Annotated in this window: 19 protein-coding genes; 16 read left to right on the top strand and 3 right to left on the bottom strand. The window is 73.2% G+C overall.

The annotated features are described in order from the left end of the window. Positions 1 to 51: 51 nt before the first annotated feature. Positions 52 to 1,236, bottom strand: a complete 1,185-nt coding sequence (locus A6P39_RS20850) for a pyridoxal phosphate-dependent aminotransferase (RefSeq protein WP_067042097.1) — start codon at positions 1,234 to 1,236, stop codon at positions 52 to 54. Positions 1,237 to 1,355: 119 nt separating this feature from the next. Here A6P39_RS20850 and A6P39_RS20845 point away from each other — a divergent pair, with 119 nt between their 5' ends. From A6P39_RS20845 to A6P39_RS20810, 8 genes are all read left to right on the top strand, one after another. Continuing rightward, positions 1,356 to 1,718 (top strand): hypothetical protein, encoded by a 363-nt coding sequence (locus tag A6P39_RS20845; protein ID WP_067042094.1) that lies wholly within the window; start codon positions 1,356 to 1,358, stop codon positions 1,716 to 1,718. 326 nt (positions 1,719 to 2,044) lie between these two features. Then, positions 2,045 to 2,566, top strand: coding sequence for a DUF2617 family protein (locus tag A6P39_RS20840; protein WP_067042091.1), 522 nt, complete (start codon positions 2,045 to 2,047; stop codon positions 2,564 to 2,566). 90 nt (positions 2,567 to 2,656) lie between these two features. Beyond that, positions 2,657 to 4,294 carry a polyamine aminopropyltransferase gene (locus A6P39_RS20835; RefSeq protein WP_067042088.1) on the top strand — a complete coding sequence of 546 codons (1,638 nt, stop codon included), beginning with the start codon at positions 2,657 to 2,659 and terminating at the stop codon, positions 4,292 to 4,294. A gap of 54 nt (positions 4,295 to 4,348) precedes the next feature. After that, positions 4,349 to 5,164 carry an SRPBCC domain-containing protein gene (locus A6P39_RS20830; RefSeq protein WP_067042085.1) on the top strand — a complete coding sequence of 272 codons (816 nt, stop codon included), beginning with the start codon at positions 4,349 to 4,351 and terminating at the stop codon, positions 5,162 to 5,164. Positions 5,165 to 5,204: 40 nt separating this feature from the next. Next, on the top strand, positions 5,205 to 5,993 hold the full coding sequence (locus A6P39_RS20825; RefSeq protein ID WP_067042082.1) for an aldose epimerase family protein: 789 nt from the start codon (positions 5,205 to 5,207) through the stop codon (positions 5,991 to 5,993). A 10-nt stretch (positions 5,994 to 6,003) separates the two neighbouring features. Next, positions 6,004 to 6,552, top strand: coding sequence for an orotate phosphoribosyltransferase (gene pyrE / locus A6P39_RS20820; protein WP_067042079.1), 549 nt, complete (start codon positions 6,004 to 6,006; stop codon positions 6,550 to 6,552). Positions 6,553 to 6,695: 143 nt separating this feature from the next. Continuing rightward, a complete protein-coding gene (gene fbaA, locus A6P39_RS20815; RefSeq protein WP_067042077.1) occupies positions 6,696 to 7,718 on the top strand; it encodes a class II fructose-bisphosphate aldolase in 1,023 nt (340 codons plus the stop codon). 83 nt (positions 7,719 to 7,801) lie between these two features. Next, a complete protein-coding gene (locus A6P39_RS20810) occupies positions 7,802 to 9,259 on the top strand; it encodes an MFS transporter (protein WP_067042075.1) in 1,458 nt (485 codons plus the stop codon). A gap of 221 nt (positions 9,260 to 9,480) precedes the next feature. On the opposite strand, the gene A6P39_RS20805 is transcribed toward A6P39_RS20810, so the two are convergent. Further along, the gene (locus A6P39_RS20805) at positions 9,481 to 9,900 is read right to left on the bottom strand and encodes a DUF3151 domain-containing protein (protein WP_067042073.1); all 420 of its coding nucleotides are present in this window, start codon (positions 9,898 to 9,900) and stop codon (positions 9,481 to 9,483) included. 92 nt (positions 9,901 to 9,992) lie between these two features. Then, positions 9,993 to 10,832: a helix-turn-helix transcriptional regulator gene (locus tag A6P39_RS20800; RefSeq protein ID WP_067042070.1), complete on the bottom strand. Its 840-nt coding sequence runs from the start codon at positions 10,830 to 10,832 to the stop codon at positions 9,993 to 9,995. Between the two features lie 148 nt (positions 10,833 to 10,980). On the opposite strand from A6P39_RS20800, the gene A6P39_RS20795 reads away from it, so the two are divergent. The 8 genes from A6P39_RS20795 to A6P39_RS20760 all read left to right on the top strand — a co-directional run bounded on the left by A6P39_RS20795 (position 10,981) and on the right by A6P39_RS20760 (position 19,572). Continuing rightward, entirely contained in the window at positions 10,981 to 11,199 is a 219-nt protein-coding gene (locus A6P39_RS20795; protein ID WP_067042067.1) for a 4-oxalocrotonate tautomerase family protein, read from the top strand. 169 nt (positions 11,200 to 11,368) lie between these two features. Further along, positions 11,369 to 12,217, top strand: a complete 849-nt coding sequence (locus tag A6P39_RS20790; protein WP_067042065.1) for a tryptophan 2,3-dioxygenase family protein — start codon at positions 11,369 to 11,371, stop codon at positions 12,215 to 12,217. Further along, complete coding sequence (gene kynU / locus A6P39_RS20785) at positions 12,210 to 13,421, top strand: kynureninase (protein ID WP_067042062.1); 1,212 nt, start codon at positions 12,210 to 12,212, stop codon at positions 13,419 to 13,421. The genes A6P39_RS20790 and kynU overlap by 8 nt, the downstream gene beginning before the upstream one ends. Positions 13,422 to 13,629: 208 nt before the next feature. Continuing rightward, positions 13,630 to 14,523: an alpha/beta hydrolase gene (locus A6P39_RS20780; RefSeq protein ID WP_067042060.1), complete on the top strand. Its 894-nt coding sequence runs from the start codon at positions 13,630 to 13,632 to the stop codon at positions 14,521 to 14,523. Between the two features lie 455 nt (positions 14,524 to 14,978). Continuing rightward, entirely contained in the window at positions 14,979 to 15,971 is a 993-nt protein-coding gene (locus A6P39_RS20775; RefSeq protein ID WP_067042058.1) for an alpha/beta hydrolase, read from the top strand. Between the two features lie 82 nt (positions 15,972 to 16,053). Then, positions 16,054 to 17,250 (top strand): acyltransferase family protein, encoded by a 1,197-nt coding sequence (locus tag A6P39_RS20770; RefSeq protein ID WP_067042147.1) that lies wholly within the window; start codon positions 16,054 to 16,056, stop codon positions 17,248 to 17,250. Positions 17,251 to 17,428: 178 nt separating this feature from the next. Next, on the top strand, positions 17,429 to 18,889 hold the full coding sequence (locus A6P39_RS20765; protein ID WP_067042145.1) for a sensor histidine kinase: 1,461 nt from the start codon (positions 17,429 to 17,431) through the stop codon (positions 18,887 to 18,889). After that, positions 18,886 to 19,572: a response regulator gene (locus A6P39_RS20760; protein WP_067042055.1), complete on the top strand. Its 687-nt coding sequence runs from the start codon at positions 18,886 to 18,888 to the stop codon at positions 19,570 to 19,572. The genes A6P39_RS20765 and A6P39_RS20760 overlap by 4 nt, the downstream gene beginning before the upstream one ends. Positions 19,573 to 19,697: the final 125 nt, after the last annotated feature.

The following is a 19,697-nucleotide window of genomic DNA, read 5'->3' as shown; positions in this document are numbered from 1 at the left end:
GCGGGTCCCGCCGGGGGCGCCCGCGCAGTTCCGTGCGCCCCTTGGGGGCGCCTACAGCGCCCGGAGCCGCTGCGTGGCCTCCCGCAGCACTTCCTCCCTCTTGCAGAAGGCGAACCGCACGAACGGCGCCCCCGCCTCCCGGTCGTCGTAGAAGACGGCGTTCGGGATGGCCACCACGCCGGCCCGCTCGGGCAGGGCACGGCAGAAGGCGAAGCCGTCCTTCTCGCCCAGGGGGCGGATGTCGGTGGTGATGAAGTAGGTGCCGGCCGGTTCGAAGACCTGGAAGCCGGCCGCCGTCAGGCCCTCGGCGAGGATGTCGCGGCGGGCCAGCATGGAGCGGCGGAAGTCCTCGAAGTAGGCATCGGGCAGGGCGAGGGCCTCGGCGACCGCGTACTGGAAGGGGCCGGAGGAGACGTACGTCAGGAACTGCTTGACCGAGCGGACCGCGGTGACCAGTTCCGGCGTGCCCGTCACCCAGCCGACCTTCCAGCCGGTGAACGAGAACGTCTTGCCGGCCGAGCCGATCGTGACCGTGCGCTCGCGCATGCCCGGGAACGTCGCGAGCGGCAGGTGCTCGGCGTCGCCGAACACCAGGTGCTCGTAGACCTCGTCCGTCACCACCAGCAGGTCCCGCTCCACCGCCAGCTCGGCGATCGCGGCCAGCTCCGCGCGCGTGAGGACCGTACCCGTCGGGTTGTGCGGGGTGTTGATCAGCAGCAGCCGGGTCCGGTCGGTGACCGCCGCGCGCAGTTCGTCCAGGTCGAGGCGGAAGCCGCCGTCGGCGGGGCGCAGGGTGACCGGCACGCGCCGGCCGCCCGCCATCGCGATGCACGCCGCGTACGAGTCGTAGTACGGCTCCAGGGCCACGACCTCGTCGCCCGGCTCCAGCAGCGCCAGCAGGCTCGCCGCGATCGCCTCCGTCGCGCCCGCGGTCACCAGCACCCCGGTGTCGGGGTCGTGGTCCAGGCCGTAGCGGCGCAGCTGGTGCGCGGCGATCGCGGTGCGCAGCTCGGGGATGCCCGGACCCGGCGGGTACTGGTTGCCGCGGCCCTCGCGCAGCGCCCGTACGGCGGCCTCCCGGACCGCCTCCGGGCCGTCGGTGTCGGGAAAGCCCTGCCCCAGGTTGATCGACCCGGTCGCGGTCGCCAGGGCGGACATCTCGGCGAAGATCGTCGTCCCGAACTCGGCGAGCCGGCGGTTGAGGCGGGGGCGTGCGCTGGAGGTCATGCCGGTCATCCTGCGCCCAAGCTCTGGAGTTCCTCAACTCTGCTTTGAGCCCTGAGGCGGCCGGGCATCCCCCGTTCACCACGGTCCACGGGGGGCCGTTTCGGGGGAACGGAAAGCAGGTGACGTCGATGGACAACGTCATCCTCGTCGTGCTGGCGGTGGCTCTGTTCGTGACCGTCGCGGTGCTGAGGAGCCAGGCCAGGAGCCGGCGGGCACGGGTGTCGACCGGCAAGGGCGGCCGGTCCCGGCCGCACCGCTCGTCGTCCTCCCGGTCCTCGTCGTCCTCCTCGAGGGGCGGCGCGTACACCGACGGCGCGAGCAGCTGGTGGGCGGGCAGCGGCGACCCGGGCTCGTCCGGCGGTCACCACCACGGCGGCGGTCACCACGGCGGCGGCGGTCACCACGGCGGCGGACACCACTCGTGCGGTGGCGGCCACTCCTGCGGAGGGCACTCCTCCTGCGGCGGGGGCGGATGCGGGGGAGGCAGCTGACACGGGGCAGCTGAGCTTCCAGGGGTGCGGGGAGACCGCATCCGGGCCGCGACACGGGTGCCCGCCGGCGAAGGCGACCGGCGGGCGCTCGCCGTCTCATCCGCGCGCCAGGCGCACGCCATGGTTGAACAGTTGAACTGTGGAGCCCTCTGAGGGATGGAAAGCCCACGAAGTTGGGTAAAAACGCTGTGGCGGCCCCTCTGTTCATGATTCCCTCTAAATCGCCAACGCAGCTCTCGGACGTCCCGCAGACCCCCTCCTCCGGCCGGGCCGGCTGGGCTGACATGGCCGATCTCCCCCTCTTCGTGTGTTAGCGGAGCCGATCCATGCTCACGACCCTGAACACCTCCTACACCGATACGCGCGCCGCCGACCTCGCCTGGGCCCTGGGACGCGAGCCGCTGCCCGCACTGGCCGCCCTCGACCTCGAACTCACCGGCACGAAGCTGCAGTTGAGACTGCTCGGCGCGTCCCACCAGGTGCTGCTGGAGGAGGAGCGCGGCACCTGCTCGGAGACGGTGGCGTGCATCCCCGGCTCCAGTACCCCGCTGCCGCTCGGCGTCGCCAAGCGCGTCGGCGACTGGGAGTACGAGTTCGCCGCCCGCGTCGAACTCCTCACGCCCGGCTCCTTCGCGGGCCGCGCCCAGGAGTTGCTGGACCTGGTCTCCGACCATCCGCACGGGCTCGCGGGTGTCTTCCCGGGCAGCCCGCACGCCTTCACCGCGATGCTGGCCCAGCGCCATGAGGGCCAAGTCCACTGGCGTACCTGGCACGCCTATCCGCAGGACGGGCAACTGGTCGCCACCCGCACCCGCGTGGGCGCCCGGGTGCCGACGTCCGAGGCATAAACCCGTGCGGGGTCAACTGGGGGTCAACTGGCCTCAGATCCACACGTGTGGGTGACGAAGCGTGCCGAGCGCGTGACGTAACGTCGACGGGTGATCGAACCGCACGCCCCCGCGCCTCCGGGCGCCCCGCCCCACTGGACAGGCCCCGCCCGGCTGCCCGTCCGGCCCGGCACCGGGCGGTTCCTGGTCCTCGTGTGCGTCTTCGTCTGCGCGGCCTGCGGACTCGTGTACGAACTCGAACTCGTCGCGTTCGCCTCGTACTTGATGGGCGACTCGGTCACCCAGGCCTCGGTCGTGCTGTCCGTCATGGTGTTCGCGATGGGCATCGGCTCGCTCGGCGCCAAGCGGCTGCGCTGGCACGCGGCCGCCGGTTTCGGCGCGATCGAGACCGCCCTCGCGCTCATCGGCGGATGCAGCGCGATGGCGCTGTACGCCGTCTTCGCCTGGACCGGCGGCTGGGGCGGTCTCTGGGCCGAGGGCCCGCGCTGTCTGCTGGTCGCCTTCTCGCTCGCCATCGGCCTGCTCATCGGCGCCGAGGTCCCGCTGCTGATGGAGCTGATCCAGCGCATCCGGACCCAGGACGCGGGCGGCGCGGTGGCCGACCTGTTCGCCGCCGACTACGTGGGCGCGCTGGTCGGCGGCCTCGCCTTCCCCTTCCTTCTCCTGCCGTTCCTGGGCCAGTTGACGGGCGCGCTGCTCACCGGCACGGTCAACGTCGTCGCGGGCGGCGCCCTGGTCCTCGGCCTCTTCCGCCGCGACCTGACCCGCCGTGCCCGCCGGACCCTGCTCCTCGTCGGCCTCGTCGTGCTCGCCGTCCTCGCCTCCGCCGCCGCCCTCGCCGGAGACTTCGAACGGGCCGCCCGGCACGCCGTCTACGGCAAGGACGTCCGGGTCGCCGTGCAGACCGGCGTGCAGGAGGTCGTCCTGACCGGCGGCACCGACGGCAAGCCCCTCGACCTCTTCCTCGACGGCCGGCTCCGCGTCGGCGGCCGGGACGAACGCCGCTACCACGAGGCGCTCGTCCACCCGGCCCTGTCCGGCGGCCCCCACGCGCGCGTGCTCATCCTCGGCGGCGGCGACGGCATGGCCGCCCGCGAGGTGCTGGACGAACGCGGGGTGCGCCGGGTCGACCTCGTCGAACTCGACCCCGGCCTGGTCCGGCTGGCCCGCCGCGACCCCGGCCTCGCCGCCGCCAACGGCCACGCCTACGACGACCCCCGCGTCCACGTCCGCACCGCCGACGCCTTCGGCCGGCTGCGCGGCGCGCCGCGGGCGGCGTACGACGTCGTGATCGCCGACCTGCCCGACCCCGGCATCACCGCCAGCACCAAGCTGTACTCCCAGGAGTTCTACGGCCTGGCCCGCCGCGTGCTGGCCCCCGGCGGCCGGCTCGTCGTCCACGCCGGACCGGTCACCACCCGCCCCCGCGTCTTCTGGACGGTCGCCGCGACCCTCCGCGCGGCGGGCTTCTCCACCTCCGCCTACCGGGTCCTCGGCCGCGACTCCGGCTTCGCGGCCGGCCCCGACCGCTCGGCCGACGCCTCCCGCGCCCCGCCCGACTGGGGCTTCCTGCTGGCCGCCCCGGCCCCCGCCCCGCCGCCCCTGCGGCTGGACCCCGGCCACCTGCGCACGCTGACCCAGGCCGGGCTGACGGCGGACGCGGAAGCGGCGGAGCGGACCCGGATCACCGGGCTGCCCGCGTCGACGCTGGTGCATCCGCGGTACTGACCGGTCCGGTGGGGGAGGGTACGTTCCGGCCACCGATGGGTAGGCTCAGCCGACATGGAGCACCAGGTCTTCGTTCCGGTCCCCGCCGACAAGCTCCGGGCCGCGCTGGCCGACCCCGCGCGTGTCGCCCGGGCGGTCCCCGGCCTCCAGCAGGACGCGGGTGCCGAACCCGTCGCCGGACGGCTGAAGCTGCGCGTCGGCGGCCACTCCGTCACCTACCGGGGAACGGTACGGATCACGCCCCGCGAGGACGGTGGGTACGCCGTGGAGGGGGACGCGACCGAGGCCCGCGGCACCGGCAGCGTGAAACTCGCCCTCACCCTGCGCCTGACGGACACCGAAGGGGGTACGACGGTGACGGCCGAGGGCTCGGCGGACGCGGACGGCCGGATCGCGGAACTCCCGGCGGACACGGTGAGTTCGGCGGCGACCCGCCTGCTGAACCGTTTCGTGGAGAACCTGGCGGAGGAGCCGGAGCGGGAACAGGAACAGAAGCAGGAGCGGGAACAGGGGGCCGAGGCGGAAGCCGGGGCCGAGGCCGGGGGGCACACCTCGGTCTTCGACACCGAGGTGCCCCCGCCCTCGCTGGAGCCGGAGGCCAAGTCGGAGGACGAGGCCGCCGCCGAGCGCCTCGCCGAGGACTTCGCCGACACCGGCGAACCCCCCGCCGAGGCCGCGCACGCCCGCCGCACGATGATCGGCCGCAGCGCCGAGGAGGTCGACCACGCCCCGCCGCGAGGCCGCTACGCCCCGGTCCCGGCCCCCCAGACCGTCGCGGGAAACCCGGCCCTGCGCTGGGCGGCCCCGGCGGCCGCGCTGGCACTGGCGTCGGCGATCGTCGTGACGAGGGCACTGCGCAAACGCCGGTGAACCCGGCAGAGCCCGGGGCGGCGCCCAGTACTGTCATCCCGTGAGTAACGAAGACATCACGCTGACAGCGGGCAACGCCGAGGTACACGTCAGCCCTGCCGACGGTGGCCGTATCAGTGGCCTCGAGGTGGGCTCCCTTGAACTGCTGCGCCAAGGGGACCGCTTCGGCTGCTTCCCGATGGTCCCCTGGTGCGGCCGGACCAAGGAGGGCCGTTTCCTGGACGGCGGCATCGTCCGTCAGATGCCGCTCAACTCCCCGCCGCACGCCATCCACGGCACCGCCCGCGACGGCGCCTGGCGCGTCGCCCGCCGCACGGAGAACGAGGCCGTGATCACGTACGACCTGGTCGACCCCTGGCCGCACCCCGGCCGTGTCACCCATGTGATCACGCTCGCCGAGGACAGCCTGACGCTGACGATGTCCGTCGAGGCGAAGGACGACTCCTTCCCCGCGCAGATCGGCTGGCACCCCTGGTTCAACCGCAACCTCGGCGGCGCGGACGTGACGCTCGGCTTCGAGCCCGCCTGGCAGGAGGAGCGCGGGGACGACCATCTGCCGACCGGCAAGCGGATCGACCCGAGGCCCGGCCCCTGGGACGACTGCTTCGGCATGCCCGGCGGAGTCGACGTCACCCTCACCTGGCCGGAGCAGCTGGAGCTGAGGGTGACCAGCCGCGAGGAGTGGGTGGTCGTCTACGACGAGCAGGCCGAGGCCGTGTGCGTGGAGCCGCAGACCGGCCCGCCCAACGGCCTGAACACCGCTCCGCGCCTGGTCACCCCGCTGGAACCGCTGGAGGCGACGACGACCTGGAGCTGGCGGCGCCTCTAAGCTGGTCGGCATGACGGACGTACGCGGCGCGCTGCTGCAGCAGATCAAGGACAAGGCCGTGGTGCACGGCAAGGTGACCCTGTCGTCGGGCAAGGAAGCCGACTACTACATCGACCTCCGCCGGATCACCCTGGACGGCGAGGCCGCGCCGCTGGTCGGTCAGGTCATGCTCGACCTGACCGCCGAGCTGGACTTCGAGGCCGTCGGCGGGCTCACCCTGGGCGCCGACCCGGTGGCCACCGCGATGCTGCACGCCTCGGCCGCGCGCGGGAAGGTCCTCGACGCGTTCGTCGTCCGCAAGCAGGGCAAGGCGCACGGCCTGCAGCGCCGTATCGAGGGCGCCGAGGTCAAGGGCCGCCGCGTCCTCGCCGTCGAGGACACCTCCACCACCGGCGGCTCCGTGCTGACGGCCGTGGAGGCGCTGCGCGAGGCCGGCGCCGAGGTCGTCGCCGTCGCCACGATCGTGGACCGGGCCACGGGCGCGGCCGAGGCGATCGCCGAGCAGGCCGGGGTGCCGTACGTCTTCGCCTTCTCGAAGGATGAACTGGGTCTGGACTGACCGCGCGGTTTGACCTGGACTTGGGCGGTGCGCCGACCGGGCCGCCACGTCTGGAAAGATGGGCGCGACGATGACGTCACCCCCCAGGTCTAGGTCAGGGCCGTAACGCAGAACCTCTCACCCGCAACACAAGGAGCGGACAGATGCCCATCGCAACCCCCGAGGTCTACAACGAGATGCTCGACCGGGCGAAGGCAGGCAAGTTCGCCTACCCGGCCATCAACGTCACCTCGAGCCAGACCCTGAACGCGGCACTGCGCGGCTTCGCGGAGGCGGAGAGCGACGGCATCGTCCAGATCTCGACCGGTGGTGCCGAGTTCCTCGGCGGCCAGTACAGCAAGGACATGGTGACGGGCGCGGTCGCCCTCGCGGAGTACGCGCACATCATCGCCGAGAAGTACCCGGTCAACATCGCCCTGCACACGGACCACTGCCCGAAGGACAAGCTCGACGGGTACGTACGTCCGCTGATCGCGGTCTCCGAGGAGCGCGTGAAGGCCGGCAAGAACCCGCTGTTCCAGTCCCACATGTGGGACGGCTCCGCCGAGACCCTCGCCGACAACCTGGCCATCGCCCAGGAGCTGCTGGAGCGCACCAGCGCCGCCAAGATCATCCTCGAGGTGGAGATCACCCCGACCGGTGGCGAGGAAGACGGCGTCTCGCACGAGATCAACGACTCCCTGTACACGACGGTCGAGGACGCCATCCGGACGGCGGAGGCCCTCGGTCTCGGCGAGAAGGGCCGCTACCTGCTGGCCGCCTCCTTCGGCAACGTGCACGGCGTGTACAAGCCGGGCAACGTCGTGCTCCGCCCCGAGCTGCTGAAGGAGCTGAACGACGGCGTCGCCGCCAAGTTCGGCAAGCAGTCCCCGTTCGACTTCGTCTTCCACGGCGGCTCCGGCTCCACGGAGCAGGAGATCCTGACCGCGCTGGACAACGGCGTCGTGAAGATGAACCTGGACACGGACACCCAGTACGCCTTCACCCGCCCGGTCGCCGCCCACATGTTCGAGAACTACGACGGCGTCCTGAAGGTCGACGGCGAGGTCGGCAACAAGAAGGCCTACGACCCGCGCACCTGGGGCAAGCTGGCCGAGGCGTCCATGGCCGCGCGCGTCCTCGAGGCGACGAAGAACCTGCGCTCCGCGGGCAACAAGATCAAGTAAGCGGTACGGCCGCTTCCGGCGGCTTCCTCTTCGGCGGGCCCGGCGGCTGTCTACAGCGCCGGGCCCGCTGTATACCTGGGGGCATGCCCGATGTCCGGCTGGCCTCGCCCCAGGGCAAGTGGATCCTGCTCACCACGGTCCTCGGCTCCAGCATGGCCCTGCTGGACTCGACCGTCGTCAATGTGGCGCTGCCACGCATCGGCCGTGACCTGGGCGCGAGCCTGTCCGCGCTGCAGTGGACGGTCAACGCGTATCTGGTCACGCTGGCCGGCCTGATCCTGCTGGGCGGCTCGCTCGGCGACCGCTACGGCCGCCGGAAGATCTTCGTGCTGGGTGTCGTCTGGTTCGCGGCGGCGTCCTTGCTGTGCGGCCTGGCCCCGAACCCGGCCATGCTGATCGCCGCGCGGGCGCTGCAGGGCATCGGAGGTGCCCTCCTGACGCCCGGCTCCCTGGCGCTGATCCAGGCCTCCTTCCATCCCGACGACCGGAGCCAGGCGGTCGGCCTGTGGTCCGGCTTCGGCGGGATCGGCGCGGCCGTCGGCCCGTTCCTCGGCGGCTGGCTGGTGGGCGGCCCCGGCTGGCGCTGGGTGTTCCTGCTGAACGTCCCGCTGGCGCTGCTGTGCGTACCGGTCGCCCTGCGGCACGTCCCGGAGTCGAGGGACGGCGGCAGGCACGGCCGCTTCGACGCCCTGGGCGCGGCACTGGGCGCCCTGGCTCTCGCCCTGCTGACGTACGCGCTGATCGAGGCCAGGGCGGGCTCGGTGGTGGTCGGGCTGAGCGCGGCGGCCGGGCTGGCCGCGGCGGTGGCCTTCGTGTACGTCGAACGGCACCACCCGGACCCGATGCTCCCGCCCGGCATCTTCGCCTCGCGCCAGTTCACGGCGGTCAACCTGGTCACCCTGTGCGTGTACGCGGCCTTCGGGGGCTTCTTCTTCCTGGTGGCGCTGCAACTGCAGGTGGTGGCGGGCTACTCACCGCTGCAGGCCGGTACGGCACTGCTGCCGACGACGGCCCTGATGCTGCTGTTCTCGGCCCGCTCCGGCGCCCTCGCCGATCGCACGGGCCCGCGCCTGCCCCTGACGGTGGGCCCGCTGCTGTGCGCGGCGGCGCTGCTGCTGATGCTGCGGGTGGGCCCGCACGCGGTCTACCTCACGGACGTCCTGCCCGCTGTGCTGGTGATGGGCGTCGGCATGGTCACCCTGGTGGCGCCCCTGACGGCGACGGTCCTCGCCTCGGTGGACACCGCCCGCGCGGGCCTGGCCAGCGGCATCAACAACGCCGCGGCCAGGGCGGCGGGCCTGGTCGCGGTGGCGGCACTGCCGCTGCTCGCGGGGATGGGGCCGCAGGCGTACCGGGTGCCGTCCGCGTTCGACGCGGCGTTCCGGCGGGCGATGCCGATCTGCGCGGGCACGCTGGTGCTGGCCTCGGCGCTGGCCTTCGCCCTGATCCGCCGGCCGGCCCCGGACTGCCGGCGCCCGGAATGCCGGAGGCACGGGAACGTGACGACGCCCCCACTGGAGGGCGGGCGGCGGGGCGGCTAGGCCCTGTCGTCACATTCCCGTCGTCGCCCGAACTCCCGCCGTCCGCCCCCGTGGTGACTAGTGCTGTGGCCGGAAAGGTTTGCCGGAAAGCTCGCGGCGTCCGGTGCGGTGCATCGCAAGGCGGAGCATCGCCCGTGTACTGGATGTACTCGGGTGATGCGACAACGCGGCGAGGTGCCGTGCCGGGCGTCGCGAGCCGGTGAACCTTTCCGGTCGCAGCACTAGCGCTTCAGCTCGGCGTACGCCTCGGCGCTGCTGTCCTTGAGGAACTGCCAGCAACGCTCCGTCTCGTCCTTCTCGTCGATCTCGCCGGCGGCACGAGCGAGGGCGGCGAGGCAGCGCAAGAACCCGCGATTGGCCCGGTGGTCCCAGGGGATGGGGCCGTGCCCCTTCCACCCGGCCCGGCGCAGCGCGTCCAGACCGCGGTGATAGCCGGTGCGCGCGTACGCGTACGACTCGACCACTCGCCCCGCCTCGAAGGCGTCGTCGGCGAGCAAGGCCCATGCGAGCGAGAACGTGGGGTGCTTCGCCGCGACCTCGGCCGGAGGCCGGGACTCTTCGCCCAGGAGGCGGTACGCCTCTTCGTTCTCCGGGAGGTACGTCGGCTCCGGGCCGCCGAGCAGGTTCTTGTGAGTCGTCATGGATGCAGTCTGCCACCTACGGCCTGGGCTCCGGGGAGCCGACGAGGACCGCCGGACGCCGGCCCGGGACGAGGCGGAGAACCTCCGCAGGTTCAGCCGACGAGGTCCTGGGATCCGATGACCGAGAGCAGTTCGAGCTGCTCGGCGCCGGGGCTGCCGGGCGGGGCCGCGAACCACAGCAGGCGCTGCCGGCCGTCCTCGCTGAACAGGTTGTGGCAGTCGAGTTCGATGACGCCCAGGCTGGGATGGACGATGCGCTTGCGCTCGTCGCGGCGCAGCGCCACGTCCCGCCGCTGCCACAGCTCGTCGAACTCCGCACTGCGGCGACGCAGTGTGGTCACCAGGCTGGTGACGTCGGCATCACCCGCACGGCGGGCGGCCACGGCGCGCAGGTCGGCGGCGAAGACACGGGAGTGGTGTTCGGCGTCCTCGGCGGGATGGATCCGGCGGGCCTCGGGATCGGTGAACCAGCGGTAGGCGAAGCTCGCGGCCGGTCCGCGCTCGGCCGGGGCCGGTCCGAGCAGGGCAAGGGCGAGCCGGTTCTGCACGAGCGTCTCGTGCAGGTCGCTGATCACCCGCGCGGGTGTGGTGGTGAGGCGGTCCAGCAGCCCCTGCAGGGCCGGCTGGACGTGGCCGAGCGGCCCGTGCGCGGGCGGGGCCGGGCGGCCCGCCAGATGGAAGAGGTGGTCGCGCTCGTCGCCGGTCAGCCGCAGCGCCCGGGCGAGCGCGGTGAGCATCTGGGGCGAGGGCTGCGCGCCCCGGCCTCGTTCCAGTTCGGTGTAGTAGTCCACCGATGCCCCTGCCAGGTGGGCCACCTCGTCGCGCCGCAGGCCCGGCACCCGCCGCCTCGGTCCCATGGGCAGGCCCACGTCGGCCGGGCGGATGCGGTCACGGCGGGACTTGAGGAACGCGGCGAGTTCTGGGAGATCCACACCCCCATGCTCCCCGACCCGGCCGCGCGCAGCCAGGGGCCGGCAACCCCCGGGTAACCGCAGCCGTGGCCAACGGCCGTGCAGGGCACGAGAGTTGCCGCGACGCGCCGTGCCGTACCGGCGCCGGACACAACAGAAGGACCACATCATGCCGTTCGCGAACTTCAAGGTCCCCGCAGGAACCCTCAGCGAGGAGCAGAAGGAGAAGATCATCACCCGTACCACCGACTTGTACGCCGAGATCTACGGCGAGCACGCCCGCTCCAGCACCCTGGTGATCATCGATGAGGTCACCGACGGCGGCTGGGGCATCGGCGGCCGGGTCCTGACCCGTGACGCCGTCAACGCCATGGCGTCGTCCGCATAGCGGTCTCAGCGGAAAGCGGCCCCCTCAGGGGGCATCGGTGTGGCCCGTTCGGCAGCGGACGGGCCTTGCCGTACGGGAGTCGATTACAGAGGATGCCGGTGGGGACCGGGGCCCCCGTGCCGGAATCGGCAGGGGCGGACCGCTACCCGGAGTACAACAGGAGACAGCGATGTCCCAACAGGCTCATCTGTCGATCGAGACTCAGGAGCCCGAGACCCCGCATCTCGACTTCGCCGGCACCACGCCGTACGAGGACTACGTCAGGGCCGACGTGCTCACCCACCTCCAGCACACCCTCTCCGACGATCCCGGAGAGATGGTCTTCCTGGTCACGACCCAGGTCATGGAGCTGTGGTTCACGGTCCTCGTGCACGAGTGGGAGACCGCGGCGAACGCCCTGCGCTCGGACGACGTGCCGACCGCGATCGCCGCGCTGAAGCGCTCCACCCGCGAACTGGAGGCCCTGAACGCCTCCTGGAAGCCGCTCGGCCAGCTGACCCCCGCGCAGTTCAACGCCTACCGCTCCGCCCTCGGCGAGGGCTCCGGCTTCCAGTCGGCGATGTACCGCCGCCTGGAGTTCCTGCTCGGCGAGAAGTCCGCGTCCATGCTCGTACCGCACCGCGGCACCCCCCGCGCCCACGCGGAACTGGAGAAGGCGCTGCACGAGCCCAGCCTGTACGACGAGGTGCTGCGGCTGCTGGCCCGCCGCGGCCACACCGTCCCCGCCTCGGTCCTGCACCGCGACGTCTCCCAGCGCCACGAGCCCTGCGACCAGGTCGAACAAGCCTGGGCGGCGATCTACTCCGGCGACCAGGACTCCGAACTCGCCCGCCTGGGCGAGGCGTTGACCGACGTGGCCGAACTGGTCTGGCGCTGGCGTAACGACCACCTGGTCGCCACCCGTCGCGCGATGGGCGCCAAGCCCGGCACGGGCGGCTCGGCCGGCGTGGCCTGGCTGGAGAAGCGCGCCCGCAAGAACGTGTTCCCGGAGCTGTGGACGGCGAGGTCCCATGTCTGAGCTGGCTCTGCAGGCGGCGAAGCTGGACGCGGAGGACGAGCTGGCCGCCCTGCGCACGCGCTTCGTCCTCGACGCCGTGCCTGATCACGCGCCCGGCACCGCGGGCGTCTACCTGGACGGCAACTCGCTCGGCGCCCTGCCCGCCCACGTGCCCGACCGAGTCGCGGACGTGGTCCGCCGCCAGTGGGGCGAGCTGCGCATCCGCTCCTGGGACGAGAGCGGCTGGTGGACCGCGCCCGAGCGGATCGGCGACCGGATCGCTCCGCTGGTGGGCGCGGCGGCCGGCCAGATCGTCGTCGGTGACTCCACAAGTATCAACGTGTTCAAGGCACTTGTCGCCGCCGTACGGATGGCGGGCGAGGACCGGACCGAGATCCTGGTCGACGCCACCACCTTCCCCACGGACGGCTACATCGCCTCCTCGGCGGCCCGCCTGACCGGCCGCACCCTGCGCGCGGTGACACCGGCACAGGTACCGGGGGCGCTGAGCGACCGGACGGCGGCGGTGCTCCTGAACCACGTCGACTACCGCACGGGCCGCCTGCACGACCTGCCGGGGCTGACCGCGGCGATCCACGCGGCGGGCGCTCTCGCGGTCTGGGACCTGTGCCACAGCGCGGGCGCGCTGCCGGTGGGCCTGGACGAGCACGGGGTCGACCTGGCGGTCGGCTGTACGTACAAGTACCTGAACGGCGGCCCGGGTTCACCGGCGTACCTGTACGTGCGCGAGGAGCTGCAGCCCCTCTTCGACTCCCCGCTGCCCGGCTGGAACTCCCACACCGACCCCTTCGGCATGAGCCCGTCCTACGCTCCGGCGCCGGGCGCGCTGCGCGGCCGCGTCGGTACGCCGGACATCCTCTCCATGCTGGCGCTGGAGGCGGCCCTGGAGGTCTGGGACGGCGTCTCGGTCGCCGCGGTCCGCGCGAAGTCCCTCGCCCTGACGGACTTCTTCCTGCGCTGCGTGCGGGAGTACACCGAGCCGGGCCGCGTCGAGTCCGTGACTCCCGAGCGGCACGAGGAACGCGGCAGCCAGGTCGCCCTGCGCTGCCCGGACGCCGGCGAGGTGATGAGGCGCCTGATCACCCGGGGTGTCGTAGGCGATTTCCGGCACCCCGACGTCCTCCGCTTCGGCTTCACCCCGCTGTACGTCGGCTTCGCCGACACGGAGCGTGCGGCCCGGATCCTGGCGGAGGAACTGGCGTAGGCAGCGGCAGGGGCCGGGGTACCCGTCCCGTCACGGGCACCCCGGCCCGCCCCCGCCTCCGGCACAGAACCGTTTACCCTCACCCTCCGTCACCTCCGCATGTCCGCGCACGTCACTGGCCTGATACCGTCCCCGCCAACGGTGAACGCAAAGTTCCCCATCTGGTCCGCCACACGTCAAACACGTTCCATCGCTGAGAGGTTGGAGCATGCCGGACGACGCCGCAGCTGCCCGCGCCGCCGCCGAAGAGGAGTCGGCCTTCTCGCACCCCCCGGTCGACCCCGATGCCACCTCCGCGTACGGCGACCACGTTGACCAGGTGATCGACTTCTACGCACCGCGGTCCGACCGCGACTCCCCCGCTCCTTTGGTGGTGGTCCTGCACGGCGGCGCCTGGCGCGCCCGTTACGACCGCCGGCACATCACGCCCTTCGCCGGCTACCTGGCCCGCAGGGGTTTCGCGGTGGCCAACGTCGAGTACCGGCGCGGCGGCGAGTCCTCCCTGATCCCGGAGCAGAACGCGGGTGACGCGACCCCTCCGGCCGGCCGCTGGCCCGACACGTTCGACGACGTGGCGGCCGCCCTGGACGCCCTGCCGGACCTCGTCCGTGCGGCACTTCCCCAGGCGGACCCCCGCCGTACGGTGCTGACGGGCCACTCGGCGGGCGGCCATCTGGCCCTGTGGGCGGCGGCCCGGCACGTCCTGCCGCCGGACGCCCCCTGGCGTACGACGGGCCCGGCCGGCCTCCGCGGGGTCGTCGCCCTCGCTCCGATCGCGGACTTCGACGTGGCGGAGAAACTGGACGTCTGCGGCAACGCGAGCCTGCAACTCCTCGGCGGACACGACACGTTCGCCGCGCGCCGCCCGTACGCCGACCCCGCCCTCCTCCTTCCGACGGGCATCGCGACCACGCTGGTCCAGGGCCGTGCGGACCTGGTGGTGCCGCAGGCGGTGGCCGAGTCGTACGCGGACGCGGCGGCGAAGGCGGGGGAGGTGGCGGGTCTGACCCTGCTGGAGGACGTGGGTCACTTCCCGCTGATCGACCCGGCGGCGGACGCGTGCGCGGTGGTGGCGGAGGAGATCGCCCAACTGGCCTGGTGACAACGGTGGTCCGGCCCTTCGGGGTCGGACCCGGTCATACCCGTAATACCTGAGAGCTACCCCGCAGGACAGCTCTCAGGCGGGACGCCGACGACACGCCCCGATCCATAACTTCCTTGCCGGATGAGCCCGATGGCCGGGCATCTGAAAGGAAGCCGACCATGGGGCGCCCCCAGGAGAACCACGCACACCCGCCGACGGACTCCGGTCCCCGTGTGCGGCAGTCGCCGGGCACGGCTTGCGCCTTCTCCCGCCTGCAGGGGCCGACGGAGGCCGTCTTCGGCGGGGTCCGTGTGCGGCTGCCGCAGGACACGGCTTGCGTGTTCCCTCACTCGCCCTCCCCCTCGCCTTCCCCTTCACCTTCTCCCTCGCCCTCGCCCTCCACGCGGCCGCGGTCGCCGGCGGCGAATGCGCCCCACGCGGGACACCCGCACCCGGCGACGAGACCGTCACGGGTGACGCGGGCGGGAGAACCATCCAGCCGGACCCGCGGACGCTCCTGGCGTCGCGCCTTCCTCGCCGCCCTCCTCACCACCGCGATCGCCGCCCCCCTCTCCGCCGCCACCACCCACCCCCGGATCCCGTCCCCACGCCCCGCGGCCCTCCCCGCGCTCACGGCGGCAACCCTCCCCACCACCTACGAAGCCAACCGCGCCGACGCCACCGAGGCCGCCCGCATGGCCGCGGCCCACGGCGACAGCCACCGCGCCGCCGCCGACCGCGCCCTCGCCGCACCCAGCCGGCACCTCCTCACCTTCGACGGCCGGGGCACGGGCCGCGCCACGGAAGTCCTCGGCGACCTCGCCCACGCCGACCGCATCGCCATCCTGGTCCCGGGCTCGGACACCTCGCTGGACACCTACGCCCGCTTCCACAAGGCCGCCGCTGCCCTGTACACGGACCTCACCCACCGCGCCGCCCGGGGCACCCGCGTCGCCGTCATCGCCTGGCTCGGCTACGAGACCCCGGCCACGGTCAGCACCACCGTCACCACGACCGCCCGCGCCGACGAAGCCGCCCCCCACCTGCGCGCCTTCGTACGCGACCTGCGCGCCGCGACCAAGCCGCAGGCCCGCACAGCCCTGCTCTGCCACTCCTACGGCACGGTCGTCTGCGGCCGGGCCGCCCCGGGCCTGGACGCCGACGACATCGCCCTGGTCGGCAGCCCCGGCACCGGCGCCGGCTCCGTCGCGGGCCTGCACACCCGCGCCCGGATCTGGGCCGCCCGCGGCGGCGACGACTGGATCGCCCACGTCCCGCACGTCAGCGCACACCTCTTCGGCACCACGATCGGCTTCGGCACCGACCCGGTCTCCCACGCCTTCGGCGCCCGGGTCTTCGACGCGGCCGACGCCCAGCACAGCGGCTACTTCACCCCGGGCTCGGCCTCACTCGCCAACCTGGCCCGGATCACCCTCGGCGAGACCTCGGAGGTGACCCGTGCCTGAGCCCGCCGTACTCCACCCCTCGCAGGACCCCGTGCAAGCCCCTCGACGCCACGTCCTCCCTTCCCTCCCTGTCCTCCCTGCCCTGCCTTTCCTTCACCCCCTGCACGCTCTGCGCCGCACCGCCCGCCACGTCGACTCCGCCACCCCCGCCACCCGGGACCGGGCGGTCGACGCCCTGCGGGCCTGGGCGATCCTCGGTGTCGTCCTCGGCCACTGGCTGGTGACCGCGCTGGTGGCGAGGGACGGCGGCCTGCACACCACCAGCCCGCTGCAGCACATGCCCTGGCTGGCCCCGATCTCCTGGCTGTTCCAGACCCTGGCCGTGTTCTTCCTGGTCGGCGGCCATGTGGCGACCCGCAGTCTGGCCACCGCCCGCGCCAGAGGCGAGGCCTACGGCTCCTGGCTGCGCGCCCGCCTGACCCGCCTGCTGCGCCCGGTGGCCGCGCTGCTGGGCCTGTGGGCGGTGGCCGCCACGGCACTCCTGCTGACCGGCACCCCGCCGGCCACGATCGAGACGCTGGCCAAACTGGCCCTGTCCCCCCTGTGGTTCCTGCTCGTCTTCGCCGCCCTGACGGCCGCCACCCCGCTGCTCACCCGCCTCAACCCCCTGTGGCCGCTGGCCGTCGTCCTGCACGTGGACCTCCTCCGCTTCGGCCTGCACACCGGCCCGTCCTGGCTCGCCTGGCTGAACCTCCCGGCGGGCTGGCTGGTGCCGTACACCCTGGGCGCGGCCTGGACCCGGGGCGAACTGGACGGCCGCCGCGCGGCCTGGGTCCTGTTCCTCGGCGGTACGACGGCCACGGCCGTGCTCATCGGCTTCGCGGGCTACCCGGCGTCCATGGTCGGTGTCCCCGGCGCGAAGATCTCCAACCTCGACCCCCCGACGCTCGCGGCCGTCACCTTCGGACTGGCCCAGTGCGGCCTGGCCCTCCTGCTGCGCGACCGGCTGCGCCGCGCGATGGCCCGTCCGCTGCTCTGGACGGCGGTGGCCCTCGTCAACCTCTCCGCGATGACGGTCTACCTGTGGCACCAGACGGCCATGATGGCGACGACGGCGACGGGCCTGACGGCCGGCCGCCTGCCCGGTCTGCACACCGCACCCGACTCGCTGGTCTGGGTGACGTACCGCCTCGCCTGGCTCCCCGCCTTCGCCCTCGTCCTGGCCCTGTGCCTGGCGGCCTTCCGCCACCACGAACAGGGCCCGCGCCGCCCCCGAGGCCGCACGTCCCACGTGGTCCGCCGCCACCTGCCGCCAGCAAAGTCCCCGCACAATGCCTAGTGTTGACTCCGTGAAACCCGCGGCCGCCGACGACGAGAACGACCGGCCGGGACCGCCCCCGCCCGACAGCACACCCGCATCCGGCACCGCACCGGCACTCGAGAACGCCGCACCCGAACCCGGTCCCGGTCCCGTCACCCCCGGTCCCGTCACCGGCGCCGCCCCCCGCCGCCGTCGCCTGCGCGCCTGGCTGGGCGAGCACCCCTCCCCGCAGTCACCTCCCTTCGCCCGCCACCGCTGGCTGCGCCTGCTCACCTATCTGCTCGTCGCCTACACCGCCCTGGCCATCGGCCTCGGCGGCGGGGCACAGCTGTCCGAGGAGTACCGGTTCACCACCGCCGTCGGTCTTCTCCTCGGGCTCACCCAGGGCACCGCCGTCGTCGTGGCGATCTGGCGTCCCGTCCCCGCCTGGGCCGCCTCCCTGGCCGCTGCCGTCCTCACCGCCCTGCTGGCCCGCCCGCACCTGGGACCGGAAACGCACGGCAGCGCCAACTGGCCCTGGTCGGCGCCCGCCCTGCTGGCGCACATGATCGTGCTGACGCTCCTCGCCCTGCGCACCCGCCTGCGCGGCACACTCGCCGCGCTGGGCACCACCGCGGCGGTGACCTGGGCGGTACAGGCCCTGACCGGCGCCCAGAAGTACTCCCCGACCGGAGTCATGGCCGTCGCCCTCTTCGCCATCGGTGTCCTCATCGGCACGGTGCTGCGCAGCCGCAGCGAGGCGCGTACGCAGCTGGCCCGGCAGACGACGATCACCGCGGAGGAGCGGGCCCGCCGGGCGCTGCTGGAGGAGCGCAGCCGTATCGCGCGCGAGCTGCACGACGTGGTCGCCCACCACATGTCGGTGATCTCGATCCAGGCCCAGGTGGCGCCCCACCTGGTGGAGAACCCCTCCGAGGAGCTGAAGGAGAACCTCACCGGCATCCGCAACAACGCCCTTGAGGCCCTGACCGAGCTGCGCCGTGTCCTCGGCGTGCTGCGTTCCGAGGGCCCGGACGACCCGGCGGCCGGGGACGACACCCACCGGCTGCCCGCCCCGGGCACCGGCCCGGCCCCCGACGCCCCGCAGCCGAATCTGGCCCGGCTGGACGCCCTGATCGAGAACACGCGCGCGGCCGGTGTGGACGTCGTCATGCAGGTGGAGGGCGAGTCCCGCGGCTATCCGCCCGGGGTGGAGCTGTCGGCGTACCGGATCGTCCAGGAGGCCCTCAGCAACGTCCTGCGGCACGCCCCGGGCGCGTCGGTCAGCGTGGAGGTCCTCCACTACCCCGACGGCATATGCCTGGACATCATCAACTCCCGCCCCCGCCGCCCGGCCCCGCCGTCCCCCGGCAGCGGCCACGGTCTGCTCGGCATGCGGGAGCGCGCGGCGATGCTGGGCGGGCACGTCGTCGCGACGGGCGACCGGCACGGCGGCTTCCGGGTCACGGCGTTCCTGCCGCGCGAGGGCACCCCGGCGCCGGCCGGCACCGGCGGGCCCGCCAGGCCCACGTCCCCGCCTCGGCCCACTTCCCCGCCCCGGCCGCCGGCCCCGCCCCGGCCGTTGCGTCCGCCCCGGACGCTGCCCCCGCTCCCGCCGGCACCCCCCGCATCCGACCCGCACAGCCCCGAGCCACCGACAGGAGAACAGGCCCCATGACGAGCGGTGCCGGCACCATCCGTGTACTCATCGCCGACGACCAGGAGATGGTCCGGCAGGGTTTCACCGTGCTGCTCAACACCCAGCCCGACATCGAGGTGATCGGGCAGGCGGTGGACGGGCGCGACGCGATCACCCGGACCGCCGAGCTGGCCCCGGACGTGGTGCTGATGGACATCCGGATGCCCGAGATGAGCGGCCTTGAGGCGACCCAGCGGATCACGGTCGAGCATCCCGCCGTCAAGGTGCTCGTGCTGACCACGTTCGACCTGGACGAGTACGTGTACGAGGCGCTGCGGGCCGGGGCCTCCGGCTTCCTGCTCAAGGACGCCTCCGCGGACAAACTGGCCGAGGCGGTGCGGGTGGTGGCCGCGGGCGACGCGCTGCTCGCCCCCGGCATCACCCGGCGGCTCATCGCCGAGTTCTCCCGGCTGGACGGCAAAGGCGGCCAGGCCCCCCTCAAACAGCGCGTCGGGGATCTCACGGAACGGGAGACGGAGGTGCTGGCGCTGATCGCGCAGGGTCTGTCGAACGCGGAGATCGCCGAGCGGCTGGTCGTGGCCGAGCAGACCGTGAAGACGCATGTGAGCCGGATCCTGGTGAAACTGGGCCTCAGGGACCGCACCCAGGCGGCGATCTTCGCCTTCGACTCCGGCCTGGTACGCCCGGGAGGCGCCCGCTGACCGGCACGGCCCCGGCGGCACCCGCCGGGGCCATGACCTCCGACCCGGCCCCCGACCCCGATCCCGTCCCTGACCCCATCCCCGATCCCCGAGGACCTCGTAGTACCTGAGAGGGACCCCCAAGG

It is taken from the genome of Streptomyces sp. FXJ1.172, from assembly GCF_001636945.3.
Classification (GTDB): Bacteria; Actinomycetota; Actinomycetes; order Streptomycetales; family Streptomycetaceae; genus Streptomyces.
Note: the sequence above shows the minus strand (reverse complement) of the source record. Positions and strands in the feature narration are given on the sequence as shown.

Bases quoted from the DNA above. Each gene is read 5' to 3' on its own strand.
- A6P39_RS20850 (WP_067042097.1), bottom strand. From the start codon at position 1,236: ATGACCGGCATGACCTCCAGCGCACGCCCCCGCCTCAACCGCCGGCTC.
- A6P39_RS20845 (WP_067042094.1), top strand. From the start codon at position 1,356: ATGGACAACGTCATCCTCGTCGTGCTGGCGGTGGCTCTGTTCGTGACC.
- A6P39_RS20840 (WP_067042091.1), top strand. From the start codon at position 2,045: ATGCTCACGACCCTGAACACCTCCTACACCGATACGCGCGCCGCCGAC.
- A6P39_RS20830 (WP_067042085.1), top strand. From the start codon at position 4,349: ATGGAGCACCAGGTCTTCGTTCCGGTCCCCGCCGACAAGCTCCGGGCC.
- pyrE (WP_067042079.1), top strand. From the start codon at position 6,004: ATGACGGACGTACGCGGCGCGCTGCTGCAGCAGATCAAGGACAAGGCC.
- fbaA (WP_067042077.1), top strand. From the start codon at position 6,696: ATGCCCATCGCAACCCCCGAGGTCTACAACGAGATGCTCGACCGGGCG.
- A6P39_RS20810 (WP_067042075.1), top strand. From the start codon at position 7,802: ATGCCCGATGTCCGGCTGGCCTCGCCCCAGGGCAAGTGGATCCTGCTC.
- A6P39_RS20805 (WP_067042073.1), bottom strand. From the start codon at position 9,900: ATGACGACTCACAAGAACCTGCTCGGCGGCCCGGAGCCGACGTACCTC.
- A6P39_RS20795 (WP_067042067.1), top strand. From the start codon at position 10,981: ATGCCGTTCGCGAACTTCAAGGTCCCCGCAGGAACCCTCAGCGAGGAG.
- A6P39_RS20790 (WP_067042065.1), top strand. From the start codon at position 11,369: ATGTCCCAACAGGCTCATCTGTCGATCGAGACTCAGGAGCCCGAGACC.
- kynU (WP_067042062.1), top strand. From the start codon at position 12,210: ATGTCTGAGCTGGCTCTGCAGGCGGCGAAGCTGGACGCGGAGGACGAG.
- A6P39_RS20780 (WP_067042060.1), top strand. From the start codon at position 13,630: ATGCCGGACGACGCCGCAGCTGCCCGCGCCGCCGCCGAAGAGGAGTCG.
- A6P39_RS20760 (WP_067042055.1), top strand. From the start codon at position 18,886: ATGACGAGCGGTGCCGGCACCATCCGTGTACTCATCGCCGACGACCAG.